The sequence below is a fragment of the Noviherbaspirillum sp. genome (genome assembly GCF_035944575.1).
Taxonomy (GTDB): Bacteria; Pseudomonadota; Gammaproteobacteria; order Burkholderiales; family Burkholderiaceae_D; genus Noviherbaspirillum.
In genome coordinates this window covers 1-15,498 of sequence record NZ_DASZBA010000100.1, presented here as the reverse complement: position 1 = coordinate 15,498, position 15,498 = coordinate 1, and the positions used below count along the sequence as shown (strand labels likewise).

General features: G+C 58.5%; 14 protein-coding genes and 1 pseudogene. 1 reads left to right on the top strand and 14 read right to left on the bottom strand.

What is annotated here, in order from left to right:
• The 3 genes from VGU61_RS06350 to VGU61_RS06340 all read right to left on the bottom strand — a co-directional run.
• The coding region (locus VGU61_RS06350; RefSeq protein WP_326858262.1) for an efflux RND transporter permease subunit at window positions 1-766 on the bottom strand (766 nt) is incomplete at its 3' end.
• A 206-nt stretch (window positions 767-972) separates the two neighbouring features.
• Complete coding sequence (locus tag VGU61_RS06345; protein ID WP_326858261.1) at window positions 973-2,166, bottom strand: efflux RND transporter periplasmic adaptor subunit; 1,194 nt, start codon at window positions 2,164-2,166, stop codon at window positions 973-975.
• 77 nt (window positions 2,167-2,243) lie between these two features.
• A complete protein-coding gene (locus VGU61_RS06340; RefSeq protein ID WP_326858260.1) occupies window positions 2,244-3,110 on the bottom strand; it encodes an alpha/beta hydrolase in 867 nt (288 codons plus the stop codon).
• Window positions 3,111-3,226: 116 nt separating this feature from the next.
• On the opposite strand from VGU61_RS06340, the gene VGU61_RS06335 reads away from it, so the two are divergent.
• On the top strand, window positions 3,227-4,228 hold the full coding sequence (locus tag VGU61_RS06335) for a LysR family transcriptional regulator (protein ID WP_326858259.1): 1,002 nt from the start codon (window positions 3,227-3,229) through the stop codon (window positions 4,226-4,228).
• Between the two features lie 316 nt (window positions 4,229-4,544).
• Here the strand turns inward: VGU61_RS06335 and VGU61_RS06330 are convergent, their stop codons facing one another.
• The 11 genes and pseudogenes from VGU61_RS06330 to VGU61_RS06280 form a co-directional block, all read right to left on the bottom strand.
• Window positions 4,545-5,567 carry a tetratricopeptide repeat protein gene (locus tag VGU61_RS06330; RefSeq protein ID WP_326858258.1) on the bottom strand — a complete coding sequence of 341 codons (1,023 nt, stop codon included), beginning with the start codon at window positions 5,565-5,567 and terminating at the stop codon, window positions 4,545-4,547.
• A 173-nt stretch (window positions 5,568-5,740) separates the two neighbouring features.
• On the bottom strand, window positions 5,741-6,064 hold the full coding sequence (locus VGU61_RS06325) for a hypothetical protein (protein ID WP_326858257.1): 324 nt from the start codon (window positions 6,062-6,064) through the stop codon (window positions 5,741-5,743).
• A gap of 24 nt (window positions 6,065-6,088) precedes the next feature.
• Window positions 6,089-6,286 (bottom strand): hypothetical protein, encoded by a 198-nt coding sequence (locus tag VGU61_RS06320; protein ID WP_326858256.1) that lies wholly within the window; start codon window positions 6,284-6,286, stop codon window positions 6,089-6,091.
• 28 nt (window positions 6,287-6,314) lie between these two features.
• Window positions 6,315-6,509 (bottom strand): hypothetical protein, encoded by a 195-nt coding sequence (locus tag VGU61_RS06315; protein ID WP_326858255.1) that lies wholly within the window; start codon window positions 6,507-6,509, stop codon window positions 6,315-6,317.
• Window positions 6,506-6,793 (bottom strand): hypothetical protein, encoded by a 288-nt coding sequence (locus VGU61_RS06310; RefSeq protein ID WP_326858254.1) that lies wholly within the window; start codon window positions 6,791-6,793, stop codon window positions 6,506-6,508. The genes VGU61_RS06315 and VGU61_RS06310 overlap by 4 nt, the downstream gene beginning before the upstream one ends.
• A 287-nt stretch (window positions 6,794-7,080) precedes the next feature.
• Window positions 7,081-7,332 (bottom strand): hypothetical protein, encoded by a 252-nt coding sequence (locus tag VGU61_RS06305; RefSeq protein ID WP_326858253.1) that lies wholly within the window; start codon window positions 7,330-7,332, stop codon window positions 7,081-7,083.
• A gap of 75 nt (window positions 7,333-7,407) precedes the next feature.
• The gene (locus VGU61_RS06300; protein WP_326858263.1) at window positions 7,408-7,728 is read right to left on the bottom strand and encodes an EndoU domain-containing protein; all 321 of its coding nucleotides are present in this window, start codon (window positions 7,726-7,728) and stop codon (window positions 7,408-7,410) included.
• A 15-nt stretch (window positions 7,729-7,743) separates the two neighbouring features.
• Window positions 7,744-7,914 (bottom strand): annotated as a pseudogene (locus VGU61_RS06295) (RHS repeat-associated core domain-containing protein); the annotation flags it as partial.
• A gap of 9 nt (window positions 7,915-7,923) precedes the next feature.
• Window positions 7,924-8,091 carry a hypothetical protein gene (locus VGU61_RS06290; protein ID WP_326858252.1) on the bottom strand — a complete coding sequence of 56 codons (168 nt, stop codon included), beginning with the start codon at window positions 8,089-8,091 and terminating at the stop codon, window positions 7,924-7,926.
• Window positions 8,092-8,101: 10 nt separating this feature from the next.
• Entirely contained in the window at window positions 8,102-13,312 is a 5,211-nt protein-coding gene (locus VGU61_RS06285; RefSeq protein WP_326858251.1) for an RHS repeat-associated core domain-containing protein, read from the bottom strand.
• A 95-nt stretch (window positions 13,313-13,407) separates the two neighbouring features.
• Window positions 13,408-15,498: type VI secretion system tip protein VgrG (locus tag VGU61_RS06280; RefSeq protein ID WP_326858250.1), on the bottom strand; the 2,091-nt coding region annotated here is incomplete at its 5' end.

The window sequence follows — 15,498 nt, the reverse complement described above, 5'->3', positions numbered from 1 at the left end:
CGGTGCGGACGATGATGTTGCCGAACTCCTCTTCGGACTGCAGCCGGCCCTGGGTATTGACGGTGAGCTGGAACTCGGCGTTCTTCGACGGCGCGGCGCCGATGACGCCGGCGGCGACCTGCACGTTCTGCTCGCGGATGGCCGCCACCACGTCGCCGGCGGTCATGTTGCGCGCCGCCACCTTCTGCGGATCGAGCCAGACGCGCATGGCGTAATCGCCGGCGCCGAACAGCAGGGTTTCACCCATGCCCGGAATACGCGCAAGCTGGTCCTTCACGTTCAGCACCGCGTAGTTGCGCAGGTAGACATCGTCATAGCGGCCATTGGGCGACGACAGGTGTACCACCATCGTCAGGTTGGGCGAGCTTTTCACGGTGGTGACGCCGATCTGCCGCACTTCCTCCGGCAGACGCGGCAGCGCACGCTGGACCCGGTTCTGCACCTGGGTCTCGGCCTGCTCGACATTGGTGCCGACCTTGAACGTCACGGTCAGCGCCAGCGCACCGTCGGAGGTCGCCTGCGAGGACATGTACAGCATGTTCTCGACGCCGTTGATCTGTTCCTCCAGCGGCGCGGCGACGGTTTCCGCAATCACCTTCGGATTGGCGCCGGGATACATGGCACGAACCACCACCGATGGCGGCACGACATCCGGGTATTCGGAAATGGGCAGCTTGAAAATCGCCAGCACGCCGGCGATAAAAATAATGATCGACAAAACGGCCGCGAAGATCGGACGGTCGACGAAGAATCTGGAAAAGTTCATGATCTACTTTCTTGGCGCAAGTCGCCTGACGCGTATTGCAGAAACGGACCGGTCCCCTCCCCTCTCAGGGGGAGGGTTGGGGTGGGGGTAGTGAGGCTGAGCTGCCGTATGCACTTGCTCTATCTCCCTACCCCCATCCCAACCTTCCCCCTGAGAGGGGGGGAAGGAGCCCGCAGTCTAGGTGCTGCGTGGGTATATCGCGGTGATCAGGATTTCCCAGGCGCAGGAGCAGCCTTCGCCCCACTCGCCTGCTGATCCATCGGCACCACCTCCGCCATCACCGGTGCCCCCGGCCTCACCCGCTGCAGGCCGTTCACGACAATCTTTTCGCCCGGCTTCAAGCCATCCCGCACCACCCGCATGCCGTCGACCAGCGGCCCCAACGTCACTGGCCGGTACTCGGCCTTGTTGTCGGCGCCGATCACGAAGACGAATTTCCGGTTCTGATCCGTACCCACCGCGCGGTCGCTGATCATCGCCGCGTTCGTCGCACCGCCGGTACCGTTGCCGCCCGCAAGCTGCACACGGGCGAAGAGACCCGGAGCAAGCTTGCCCTCCTCATTTTTGAACACCGCACGCATGCGCACGCTGCCGGTGGAAGCATCGACGCGGTTATCGACGAATTCCAGCTTGCCCTCGTGCGGGAAGCCGCTTTCATTCGCCAGCCCGATGCGCACCGTTACCGGCGTTCCCTTGCGCGCCATCGCGCCGACGCGCAGGTAGGAGTCCTCGTCACCGTCGAAGCTGGCGTAGATCGGGCTATCCGATACCACCGAGGTCAACACCACGCTGCCGTCGACGAGATTGCCGACGGTGACCTCCGCCTTGCTGACGCGCCCCTGGATCGGCGAATGCACCTTGGTAAAGCCGAGGTTCAATTTGGCAGCGTCATAGGCCGCCTGCGCCGCGCGGGCGGACGCGTCCAGTTCCTTGAAGGAGGCGGCCTTCTCTTCCGCTTCGCGCTGCGAGATCGCCTTGTCGGCGACCAGCTTTTCGGCGCGGGCGAGCTCCAGCTTGGCGAGGTCCGCCTTGGCCCGGGCCGCCAGCGCGGCGGCCTCGGTGCGGCTGGCCTCTGCCTGGTACGGACGCGGATCGATCACGAACAGCACGTCGCCCTTCCTGACTTCCGTGCCGGGCTTGAAATTGATGGAGGAAATGAAGCCGGATACCCGCGGCCGGATCTCCACTCGTTCCACCGCTTCCAGCCGCCCGGAAAACTCCTGCGTTTCGACGACCTGTTTTTCAATGACCGCAGCAGCAGTGATCGGCGGACCGCCCGCGGGCGGCGCTTCCTGTGCGGCGGGCTTGCTGCAGGCTGACAGCACCAATGCGACAGCGACGGACAGGATCGCTGCCGCCGGCGCCGTGGTGATTGCGTTCAACTTAAATGATGGTTTCATTTCGTTGTTTCCCATGAAGTAAAGGTTTGTTGGTTTTATTGATTCGAATCAGTCTGCAGCTGCCCATAAGGGGAAGGTCAAGGCTTTTCCGGCGTTGTGCCACGCGGACAGTCCAGCGCGGCAATGAATCCGGCGATCTCGCGCATCGCGCTTTCCTGGCGCGCGCAGTCGCATCGCGCATCCGGCTGCTCGATGGCAATCGGCGGCATGCGCCTCACCAGCGTCTTCACCCCGGCGGTGATCAGCTTGGCGCCGTATTGTTCGGCCTCGTCGCGCAATGGATCGTCGTCCGCCGAGAGGATCAGGGTCGGTGGCAACCCTTTCATCCGGCTCGACTGCAAGGGCGACGCATAGGGATGCACACGGTCGGCCGCGCGCGGCAGGTAATCGCGATAGCCCGCGGCGCAGGCGTCGGCGGCACGGGCGGCGCCCATGCCGGCGCTGCTGGTGCCGTCGGCGCTCCGCATCGAACAGCTCGTCAAGGCGGCATCAAGCATCGGCATGATGAGCAGTTGCGCGGCGACAGCGGGACCGCCCCGGTCGCGCGCCATCAGCGCGGACACCGCGGCGAGATTGCCGCCCGCCTCGACGCCCGCGGTAATCAGGCAGTCGCCATTCCAGTCCAGCTTGGCGCGGTGCCGCACAGCCCAGGACAGCACCGCATGCGCGTCTTCGGCCGCGGCCGGAAAGGGTTCCGCCTGCGCGGTGGTGTAGGCAACGGCGAGTACCTTGGACACCGTCCCCGCCGCCAGCACGCGCGCAAAGCCATCCGTCTCGTCCAGGTCCGAGGACAGGAAGCTGCCACAGGGGAAGAACACGATCAGCCGTGTTCTGACCGCCTTCGCCGCCGGCGTGTACAGCCGCGCCTCCAGCGGGCGCTCCGCACTGCCCACCGAAAATGTTTGTGACTTCACGTCCGCCACACTGCAATCGTCGCTTTTCATCGCATCCTCTGACCCCATCGTGGGCTGAACTATAACTTTGTTCTACAATGCGAATAAATAACAATACGGCGAATTAACTGTTCAGAAACCTGAACAATGACCGGTGAGGTGTTGCGATGGATAAATTGCAAGCGATGGAAGTCTTCGTGCAAGTAGTGGATGCAGGCAGCTTCACCCGGGCGGCAGATCAGATGCAGTTGCCGAAAGCCACGGTATCAACCCTGATCCGCAATCTGGAAATGGCGCTGTCCGTCAAGCTGCTCAATCGAACGACCCGGCACATCAGCGTGACCACCGACGGCGCCGCCTACTACGAACGCTGCCTGGCGATCCTCGCCGACGTGCGCGACGCCGAAGATGCCCTTTCCAAAACCCGCGCCAGTCCCAGCGGCCGGCTGCGCGTCGATGTCGCCACCGGCCTCGGCCGCCACCTGATCATTCCCGCCCTGCCCCAATTCTTCAAACGCTATCCCGACATCCAGCTCGAGATCGGCTGCAGCGACCGCCCGGTCGACCTGATCGAGGAAGGCGTCGATTGCGCAGTGCGCGGCGGAGTGCTTGCCGACTCCACCCTCATCGCCCGCCGCGTCGGCTCCCTGCATTTCATCACCTGCGCAGCGCCCTCCTACATCGCGCTCAACGGCCGCCCGGTCCATCCGCGCGACCTGCTGCAGCATCAATGCGTGAACTACTTCTCCGCCAAGACTGGCAAAATCTTCGAATGGGATTTTGCGATGGGCGATGAACGCCTCCAGCTGCGCATGCCCGGCCGGGTTGCGCTCAATGACTCCGACGCCTACGTCGCAGCTTGCCTGGCCGGCGTCGGCGTTGCGCAGCTACCGATCTCCGTCGTCTGTCCCTACCTGCAGTCAGGCCAGCTCGAATTGCTGCTCGAAGACTGGCAGGTGGACCCGCTGCCGCTGCATGTGGTGTATCCGCAGAACCGCCACCTGTCCGCCAAGGTCAGGGTCTTCGTCGAGTGGATCGCGGAGCTGTTCAGCGACCATCCGGCGCTGCAGATACCGGAGTGCCCGGCGATGAAGGCGGAGGCGGCGCGGAAGGAGGAAGAGGTCAAGGCGCCGCAGGTGCGCAGGAAGAAGGCGGCAATGGCGACCTGACGCGCGACGCCACACGGATTAGCTTTACACGCAGCGCAGCACCTCTTCCTATGCCTAATGCTAATCCGGCTTCCAAGTGCCTACTACACGTTGCACGCTACGCCGAGATGGTTGTGTATTTAAACAACTGACACATTTACCGCAACGATTGACGCCACAGTCGCCGTGCGGTCATTTGCATTCGTTAGCCCTGCTATCGTTTTCGCTGCTCGCGTGACGGGAGCTATGGACCAGGAATCAGGATGGCATTGTGCAGCGTGCGTTCACTCGGGTGATAAATCGTGACTTGCAGATGTGGTGTATGTGCTGCGGATTATTATTCAACGCCTTCAGATTCGGCGATCTTCTTCCAGTAAGCGCCTTTCTCCACATCGGCAGGTAAGTTTGGACCACCGGAAGAATAAAGAAACGCCAAATGCGGCGCGGCCTCGGCATCGCCATTATCCCAGGCACGTTCGAACCAATACGCCGCAGATCCGAAATCCTGCTCAATACCCTTACCCTGTGTGAATAATGCAGCGACATTGAACATTGCATCCCCCAGACCGTCCTCAGCAGCTGAGAGATAGAGTTGGAACGCACGCTCCATATCCTGTTCGATGATGTCGCCATGCTCGTACAGGTTCGCCAAGTAGTTTTTGGCCTCAGGCAGGATGTTGGCTGCCGAATACAACAGGGGAAGCGCCCGATCATGATCGGGCGGGCTGCCGTTGATCCCATCAAAGTAAAGCAGGCTTTGCAGGTAGCTCGCCCATACATGACCATCTTCTATGGCAAGCCTGTACCACCGCGACGCAGCCTCCTCATCTTCCACACATCCACGACCCAGATAGCAGGAGCGTCCGAGGTTATAGGCGGCATCACTGTTTCCCAGCCGCGCAGCTTGTTCAAACAACTGATTCGCTTTGGGCAGGTCCTGATCGACGCCATATCCGTAAAGATACAAAAGGCCCAAGTTCAGATAAGCATCGGGATAGCCGGCCGCCGCTGCACGCTCATACCAGACCGCAGCAGATGCATCGTCTTCCTGTGCCGTTCCCCACCCCTCGTCATAGCATAAGGCTGTATTGAACATTGCCTTGGGATGTCCTTGCTCGGCTGCTTTTAAATACCAGGATAGTGCGCGCTGAAGGTCCGCTTCGATGCCGACACCATGCTGATACATCCAACCAATCCCGTTCTGACAGGCGGCATGCCTTTCCTGAGCTGCAGTCATCCATATCGACATCGCCTGTTCGGGAAAGCCGTTATCGAGGAAGGATTTTCCTTTCAAGTAAGGCCCTGTCTCCCATTGTTCAAAACCAGCTTCAGGAAGTGCTTGTGTTGATAAGCCTTGCATTTGTTCTCCTTATGTTGTGCAAGCGGCGATGTGTGGCGTTTATTTTCTGTGGCAACACTACGAAGGCGTTTCTAAATAGATTTCAGAAATGGCACTAAACACCTGCAACAAAAGCATCTACTTGCTCCACGTGCAGCCTTACACCCGCTGTGCAAGGTGCCGCTTTAGCCGAGCTAGCTGCCAAAGAATCTCCCACTTAAGTCGTCATCCGAATCCCATTCTGTTATTTCAAGGTCCGGATGATTCTTCTTAATTCTTCTGACAAATGACATGAGCTCGTGCAAAGCTTCACTCTCACCACCGTTTATCGTTACACCTAGAGCCGAGTCCATTTTCCAAACCATAATTTCAGACCAATCAGAATTGGGTACTCGACCCAAATGATAGGTTCCGTACCGTTCATCCTTCTTCCAAAAAGTCTCGAAGTATCTAAAGTCATCAAGAGAAAGAATTGAATCAATCCCTTGAGGGACGGTTATTTTGTATTCGGTTCCCATAAATGACTGCTATCCTCTTTGCTTTCAGATTTGATGTTTTGAACGCTCCGGCCATTTAGAAGCAATTTTTTTGATGTCTCGCTTTACAAAAATATCCCGCATTAATTCTGGTCCGGTGTACCTGATCGGATCCTGCACGATGTATTTAAAAGTACGCAGCCGTACAGCGATACCGCTTGCTGAAGAGGCGTACCTGTTCATCCTTACCATTTTTAGCTCCATCTTGCCTTCCTTCGACCTAACAATGAAGCTACTCCACTTTCAGTAAATTTCCTGTATCTTCACAAAGTGACAATGCAACTCCTGCCTTGCCTATACGCTGATAAATCTTTTCATCGATAATCACTTCGTATTCAAAAAGTTGAGTAGAAAGCAGTTCTGGCGCAATACCGTATTCTCCGTGGTTAAGCAATTCGATTAGGTTAACGATGTCATCATCGGTCAAAAAACTTTTAATTCATCAATTAACCGTTCGAGGTCAGTTTTGATGATTAAAGAATTCATTGATGGACACCCTCTTTTTAGCTTTCCAGAGGCGAAGTCCTTTCTTTTGAAGAGGAAATAACTTTTACGAAACGCCCTTGCCAGAGAAATCACTTTATCATCTTCATGCTCAGTTACCTCGCAATCTTTCCCAGCAAGTGGGTCTTTAGAAGAGCAATATAAAGCGTAAATCCGTGTCGAAATTTCCAGAAGTAACTTTCGCTCGTTTTCTTTAAAAATCTTCACATCGTAAGCCTAAAAGTTTCCACTATGTGAATCTTTCAGCTAAACATGGCCTAGCTTCACATAAGCGAATACGGCAGAGTTGCGCAGAACTTCGAGAACAGAGTCGACATCTGGCTCTCTTAAATGAATCATGTATTCGTGGCGCATGAATAACAATCGCCCTCAATTAAGCTCCTTCGTCCTAGGCCCTTAGAGTTTGTGACATTGCCTGTTCGACCCAAGACAATAGCAATGCTGCACAATCCGACTCAATACCGACATGCGATGGTGAGTATGAGCGGCAAGCATCATCGTTTCGGGAGCCAAGTAGAAACGACTTGAATGAAGTCTTCTAAGCCAATGCTAATAGGCTCATCCTCTTCATCCCACAAACTTTCTATAAATACGCCTGAAGGTAAAAATCGCACGTTGAATGCGTTACCTGTTAATTCGAGCTCTGGGTGATGGCCTGATTGCACATTTTTGGCATGTCCTAAATACGCGTCTCGGACCGAAAGAGTTTGTACGTCACTTTTTAGAAATTCATTTATGCTGCTCATTCTCCAAACCTCTTTTCTACATTTTTGGATACGCAGTGTTGATGTTTCCTGTGTTATCCAGATACCCTTCAATTTCTACACCACCACATGATATTCCCTTGAATTTTTGCCGTTGACGTTGCCCTTGTTCAAAGCATGCTGGTAAGCGGATCGGATTTCATCGAGAGTTTTCGCTCGTGACCACGAATCTGCAAACATCGTCGAAGTTTTAGTTTGATAAATGCCTGTTGCAGGATTCAACACGCCAACATTTGCTTGGTACACGCCTTGTGCGTTTGAAGGGCTACGCTGAGTCATGATTGCGCTGTCTCCATGGCCAATAGAGCCTTGGTGATGGAAACCGGTAGGCCGGCCTCTCCGATTGGTTTCACCATGGAAGAGATGCTTGAGATTAATCTTTGGAGAACATGGTGCTAAGCCAAACGGGTCGATCCAATTGATTGGGTTCGAATTGTATTTGTATAAGTTTTCTCCACCAGCTAACCCAGCTGGATCTTTTGAAATATATCGACCGACATCAGGATCGAAATATCTGAATCGATTGTAGTGTAGTCCGGTTTCCTCATCCTCATACTGCCCTTGAAGAACGGTTCATCGGTACTTTTTAACCCATTGAAGCAATGCATTTGCGATTTCTTCTGCTTCATCGAACGTAAGCTCGACAGGATCGCCATATTTAGTAACCGCCTTGATATGTATTGATGCCTCGTCTTCAACCCACATACGAAACTCGTCATTTTCATATATTTCATCGTTCATTTTTTCTCCTTTAGGGACAAGATGAATCAATCGGAATGTGGGGATTTCCATTGCGATCTTTCACTTTGGTTTTTCCGTCGCTTTCATAAACATGCACATGAGGTGCAGCGGCCTGTGAATCGTTATAAGGCAATCCAGTTTGCTTATCAATGTGGCCTTGGTCAATCCGCATGCGTTCCTTTCCAGTAACAGGATCAGTCCATTTGTCCGGCTTTACTGGATGTGGTGCTAGTCCTTTTTGTTGAGCAAGTGTTCTAATTTGAGGGCGAGTCTTCCCTTCAACATCCGCCGCGGTAATTTTCGGGCTAAGCGGACAACTCACCGTGCGGCCTTTGCTTGAAACCTGTTGCTGGTTTCGTTGTGCGAATAGATTTTTCGATAGGCCCAACGGATCAATCCATGCGGTGCTATTCAGTGCATAAACGTAGAGGTTCTCCCCACCCGCCAACCCAATCGGGTCCTGCGTCAGATACCGTGCCGTATCCGGATCGTAGTACCTGAAGCGGTTGTAATGCAGTCCCGTTTCCTCATCAAAATACTGGCCCTGAAACCGTAACGGCTGCTGCACCTTTTCCCTATCAAGCGCATGCACCCGCCCCCATGCCTTGTACTTCGCCAGCCACACCACCTTGCCATCCTCGCTCAACACTTCCTGCGGCGTGCCAAGGTGGTCGGTATGGATGTAGTAGATCCGATCCCCCTGAGCCTCCTCTTCCAATCGCTTGAACGTCTGTTGCCGCTCCTGGTGCTTGCGCTCTTCAATCGACTTTATGGCTAGCTCATACGCCTTCGCATCCGTCACCTTCAGCCACTTCAGGTTCTCTGCTTCCCTCTCCTGCGCCGCTGCTTGCTGTTCCTCCTCCGCCTGCTTCTTTTGTACTTCCTTCGCATCATAAACGCTGTCTGGCGTATCGCTATGCACCTGCGCCAGCGGCACGAATGTCTCCGGCTCGTACAGGTACGTGATCGTATCGTCCTGCTTGACTTCTTGGATCAGCGTGTCGCCATCCCAGACGAAGAAAGTGATGTCTTCCCGTACCGCTTCCATGCGCCCTGTGCCGCTATAGGTGCCGGTGGCTAGCGCTTGCTGCAGCGTCCTGACGATCTTGGCGGTGCGCCTGCCGAAGGCATCGTATTTGTATTCGGCTTCGATGGTTGCATCCAGTCCCGGTCTGAGTGCTTTCACCAGCCGGTTTTCGGCATCGTAGTGCAGGTTCAACGAGTACGGCTGTTCATCCTTTGCGCCCTTGACGACCTTGCGGATGACGTTGCCTTCGGCATCGTAGTCGAAGGCCGTGTTCAGATACGACTTGAGCAGGTTGTGCGTCACCGGCGCGAGCTTTGGCCTTGTCGCATTGAGCGGCTGCTCTGTCAGGTGATCCAGGCCCTGTTCCCAGCTGTCATGGTCCTTACCTGCCTTGTTGACCGGCGCGGCTGCTTTCTGTGGCGTGCCATCGATGAGATTGCCGGCCGGGTCGAACTGGAAGGTTTCGACCAGGTTCGGCTGTGCTGCCTTCAGCAGTTGGCCGACCGGGTCATAGTCGTACGATAGCGTGCCGCGTGTCTGATCCTGGATGCGCGTGAGGTTGCCCACGGCGTCGTAGACATGACTTCGCGCAGCCAGCATTTCGTGGTTCAGTCCACTCAGCTTCAGGCCGGTCAATCGCGACAGCGGGTCGTAGCTCCTGCTTTGCGTCATGCGCTGCTGTGGCACTGCGCTTTTGCCGAGCTGCCTCACTTTCTCGCGGTGCAGGTCGTCGCGCTCGATGTCGACGATGGGGTTGCCGTTCCACAGCGTGCCGATCCAGTACCCGCTGCCGTAGCGCTGCGTGCCCACTTTGCGACCATTGGGCAGCGTCGTCTGTATGCGGTTGCCGAGTTCATCGACTTCGTGCTTCAGGGTAAAGACCCGTTCCAGCAATTGCCCGCCTTGCCTCACCTTCACCCGCTGCGTCTCGCCGATGAGGTTGCCGGCGTCGTCGTATTCATAGCTCACGTCGCCATCCTTGCCGCTGGCCCATAGCAGTCTGCCGAGCACATCGTATTGATAGCGGGTGGTATGCGTCACCGGTCCGCGGCCGGTCGGCTGGTGCACAGTCTTTTGCAGCAGGCAGCCGCTGTCGTCGCGCAGGTAGTCGGTGCGGATGTTGCCGCGGCGGCTGCCGATGAGCCGGCCGCCGCTGTCGTAATCGTAATTTGTCGTCTTGCCGTCAAAGCCGGTTTCGGCGCTCAGCCGGCCGGCATGGTCGTACTCGAAGTCATATGCTTCGCCGTTCTGGTTGATGAGTTGGATCAGTTGCAGGTTGGCGTTGTAGCGGTAGGCCAGACTGTTGCCGTTAGCGTCGCGCCGGTGGGTAAGTTGTCCATGGCCGTTGTAGCCATAGCGGGTGACGGCACCGTTGGCATCGATGGCGGCGGTGAGGTTGTCCAGCGCGTCGTGGTGCAGGGTGTCGCTGCTGCCGTCGGGGCGGGTGAGGCGCGTGACGAGGCCCAGGCGGTCGGTGTCGTAACGGGTGATGTTCCTGGCCGCATCGGTGCTGGCGATGAGGTGGCCGAGCGGGTTGTAGCTGAAACGGGTGGTCTTGCCGCTGCAGTCGGTATGGGAAACAAGCTGGCCGAGTTCGTTGTAGGACAGCGTCTTGCTGCCGCCCTTGGCATCAATGACGCCGATGAGCTGGCCAAGGCTGTCGTACTGGTAGGCGGTGCTGCGCCCGGCCGGATCGGTTTGCTTGATGAGGTTGCCGCGCACATCGTATTGGCGCTGCCAAATCTTGCCGGCCGGGTCGATGATGTTGACCGGGTTGCCGGCGGCATCGTATTCGTAACGCGTGGTGGCACCGGCCGGGTCGATGACCGCGAGCATGTTGCCGCGCGCGTCGTAGCGGTAGCGGGTAGTGCGGCCTTCCGGGTCGATGTCCTTGATGAGGTTGCCATCCTTGTCCCAGACGCGCTGGAACCAGGGATGCGAGCCGTCGGGGGCGAAGGTTTCGACGCCGGTGATGAGGTTGAGGTGGTTGTAGGTGTAGACGGCCTTGTTGCCGGCGGCGTCGGTGACGACCGTTTCGTTGAAGGCGGGATTGTAATCCAGACGGGTGTCCTGGCTGCCGTCATCGGCAACGGTGCGGATGCAGCGGGTAGGAAACGGCGCCCAGTCGGGATCGGCGTGCCAGCTCAGTTGATAGCCGAAGCCGTTGTAGTCGGTAAAGCGCGTCAGCAGGTGCGATGCGTAGGCATAGGCACGGCTGTGGTTTTCGGCATCAGTTTGCCCGACGAGGTCCAGGCCAGCGTCGGGGCCGAGAGGGGTGCCTTGTTCGTCGCAGGCGGGCGCGTAGCGGTAGCGCACGTGGGTGTGGCGGCTGTCATCGGGCAGCAGCTGGTCGATGTGGCCGATCTGGCGGCCGAGCTGGGCGAGATAGGCATCCGGCCGCTGCGCCGCTGCGCCGCCGATGTCGGCGATGCCGGCTTGTTCATGGGCAGCATGCAATGCAGCCAGGTCCGATATCGCCTTGTTCGCAGCCGGGCTGCCGGCGGCGAAGTGCTCGCTGTCGGCAGCCCGGCATTCCAGCCATAGCCCGTTGCCGTCGGTGATCATCAGCAATGCATCGGGCGAAAGACGCGCTGCTGCCGGATGTTGCGCGAAGCGGCTGCGCGCTTCCTGCAGCGACAACATGTGCAGCGCCGGGCCGGCCGGCGTGTGGATGGCACACAGCGCATAACGGACGTTGCCCCGGGCATCCTGCAGCGGTGCCTGGCCGCTGCGGAATTCATCGCGGCGGCCGCTGCGGTAGGTGATGCTGATGCGGCTGGCGCTGTCGCGTTTGACCTCGAAGGATTCGAACGGATAGTCGTAGGCCTCGCCGATGACCAGGAGCGGCAAGTGTACATTGCGCCCGGTGGGGTCGTGATAGATGAAGCCGTCGGGTGCCTGGGTGATGGACGTGGTGTAGGGCGAGGTCCAGCGCGCGCCGAGCGTGCCGGTGTCATAGGGGGCATGGGAAGAGCGGTAGCAGCGGGTCCAGGCAACCGGGACCAGGCCGGGAACCGCGAAGTCGGTCTGGTACAGCACTTCTTCGCCGGTAGCGATGTCGACCGGTTTGCCGACCTTGTTTGATCCGCTCGGAGCCGTCTTGCCGCCTGGCGCGATGTTGCCCGGCACGGTGTTCTTCGGGCAGCATTCCGGGCTGGCGGTAGCGGCCGTGGGCGGATTGAGATTGGCTTTGCCGGTGAAGGTTGGGTTCTGCACCTTGTGATTGATGTTGTCCTTTCCGGTGCTGGCGTTGTGGAATTTACGCTCGTGACCGTTCTCCGACGTTCGCTCGATCGACTTTGCGGCGGTGACATTCGCCTTGCCTTTGGCCGGCGTTGCCGCGACCGACGGCACCGAAGCCTTGCCGTATTTCGGCCGATGCAGGCGCACGAAGTGCTGGATGAGCGACTTCAGTCCTTCGAATTCGCTGTTGCCGGTCAACAGCGCTTCGCGGATTGCCTTCGGTCCGGCAGCCTTGGTAGTCTCCAGCAGGTTGTTGAAACGGCCGGTGGCGGTGCTGCCCTTGTCGTCGAACTGCTTGTAGACATTGTCGAGTAGCCAGATGCCGGGATGTTTTGCCACCACCTGCACCGCCTTCTGCGCGCCGCCGATGACCTGCACATAGCCGCCGTTGACCTTGTCGACCCAGCCGGCGATCTCGCTGTTAGCGATGACTTCCAGTTCCTCCATGACCTTGCCCATGGCCATGGCCACGAGATGCTGTTCGAGCAGATTGGCGGCGACCTTCGGGTCGAACACCATGCGCATGGCGGTCTTCAGTCCCATCGATGCGGTCTTCACCGGCGGCATCGGCAACAGGCCGATCACATCGAGCGCGGTGTCGAGCCAGTTGGGGAAGACTTCATAACCCATTTTCCTGCGGCCTTCGTCGAAGCTGGCCAGGGTGCGGACATCGTGGACGATGTCGTACAGACTGAAGACGATGTTCAGGCCAGGGACACTGGCGGCGAAGGTCTTCAGGGTCTCCGGCGAGACGGTGTCGATACGCACCATCTGGCGTATCCAGCCGGCGAGCATGTGGTAGGTGTCGCCGGTGACACGCTTGCTCAGCGCCGGATCGGTGAGCTGCAGGTTGTCTATCGAATACAGCCGCAGCTTGGAGTCGGGCACGTTCTTTTCAGAGGAGGCGCTTGCTTGAACCTGCTGCGACGAGGTAGGGGCGGATGTTGCCATGACTTTTTGTTTTTAGCGGGGACGGTGAATCGAGTGTGGCTGAGGGCAGATGCAATGACCGCGGAATCGCAAACGTTGGTGCGAACCGGTGTGCATCACGTGGGTTTGTCTTTGCGCAACGCGGATGCAATCGGTATCGAAGCCGCTTTTTCTACCGCCTGATTTGCTTCAGCGTTAGTGGCGGTTTTGGCGAGATCGGCACCGGATTTCACATTTGCCGCAACACCCATAGCGCCCATGGCACCGGCTATTTGCCCGCTCAGACCGGCTGCTTGCGCGGCCTTGTCGGCAAGTGCCGACGGATCGGCCGTCGCCATGATGCTCTTGGCATGCTGAGTGGCCTTGCCTATCAAACCTGCCGCTTGGCCGGCCAGCCCGGCTGCATTTTTCGCAATGCCGCCGGCAGGCAAGGTGCTGGAGATGGCTTGTGCGCCGCTTGGCTCGAACGTCTTGAGATCGCTGGCATCGAAGTCCGGCAGTGACGCTTCCCAGTCGGGTTTATGCTCGAATCTGCGCGGATCGACGGCATATTCCACTGCGGCGGCGCCTTTGGGGATGCCCGCCAGCACCGCCTTGCCGGCGCCGTCGAGCACACCGGCGCGCACCTCCCCGCCAGCTAGTGTTACCTTGTACTTCGCGCCTTTTACCGGTTCGCCGTTTTCATACAGGTGCTCGAGAACCATGTCACCCTTCTTCATCGGCACCGCCGGCAGCGCGCCGCTGTAACTGCCGCCCGCCGGGCTGGTCAGATGCTTGATCGAACCATGAATGTTCACCGGGCCCGGCGCCTTGATGTCGATGGTGCCGCCGCTCATCCTGATCTGGCAGCCGCCGGCGGTGAGCGTCAGGCTGTTGGGCGTGCCGATGTTGATGTTGGCGGCGATCGACGCGATGCGGACGTCCTTTCTCGCGGTGATCTCGATGTTGTCGTCCTGCGCCTGGATCTGCACCTTGCCCTTGCCGGCAAAGAGCTTGATGCCCGCAGTGGCCACGAACACGCTCCACGACTCCCTGATGGCCATCGCCAGCCGCTTGCCAATGGCGACATTGGTGTCCTTCTGGCTCGAGATGTGGATGTTCTCGCCGGCGGTGATCTGCTGCGTCTTCGGCGTGGCACTGAGGATGCCGGCCGGACTGGAAAACGCCATCACCGGCTCCTCATACCCGGCCACTTCCGCCTTCTGCCCGGTGCCGCCGCTTTGGCTGTAGGTCTTTTCCGCCACCTGCAGCAAGCGCTGCGCTTCTTCGTTGACTTCCAGCATGTCGGCATGGTGGTCCTTCGCCGCATCCGACAACACCGTCGACAGCTCCAGCGCCCCCTTGAGCTGGGTCGTCAGTTCCTTGCTGTCGAGGTGCGTGCTGCGGGCGTTTTCCCGTACATCGGTGCTGACCAACAAACCCTTGCCGGCCCGTATCGCGCCATAGTCGTCGCTGCGCAGCTCGAAGCCTTCGCCCCGTGGCTCGCCCTTGCCGCCCACCCGGGGATGCACCAGGAAACCCTGATTGAGCGCGCTGTTGGCATGGTCTGTTGCCACCCGGATGCGCTGCTCGGCGGTGGAGTCGTCCCAGACGATCTCGTTGTGGCCGCTGCCCTTGACCATCTTGCTCTTGATGCCGGACAGGGTTTTGTTGCCGGGCAGGTTGCCGGCATCGCTGAAGGTGGCGGGGCGGTGGGTGCCGTTGTAGACACTGGCGGTGACGATGGGGCGGTCGATGTCGCCGTTGATGTACTGGATCAGCACCTCGTCGCCGACGCGGGGGATCCAGACATGGCCATACTCGGTGCCGCTCCAGGACTGGGCTACCCGTATCCATGGGGAATCACGGTCGGAGTCGGTGGCGCCGGCGCCTTCGGCGTGCTGGTGGTCCTGCAGGCGGGTGAAGCCCATGCGCACCCTGATGCGGCCGAGGGCATCGGTGTGGATTTCCTCGCCGGGCGGGCCGACGACGATGGCGGTCATCAGCGATGGGGCGACTGGTTTGGCGTGTTCGGTATGGCTGTAGGCGGGGATGATGGGAATGCCCTTGCGCACGGCGTCGAAACGGGTGCGGTAGACCGGCTCGCTCAGGGGCTTTTCGGCTGATGCCGCTCCCAGCGTATCGATATCCGCGCCGGTTACAGGCTGCAGCAAAGGCCTGGCCGCTTCACTCAGGTCCGCAGGCAGGTTGTTTCTTGCGTACAGACT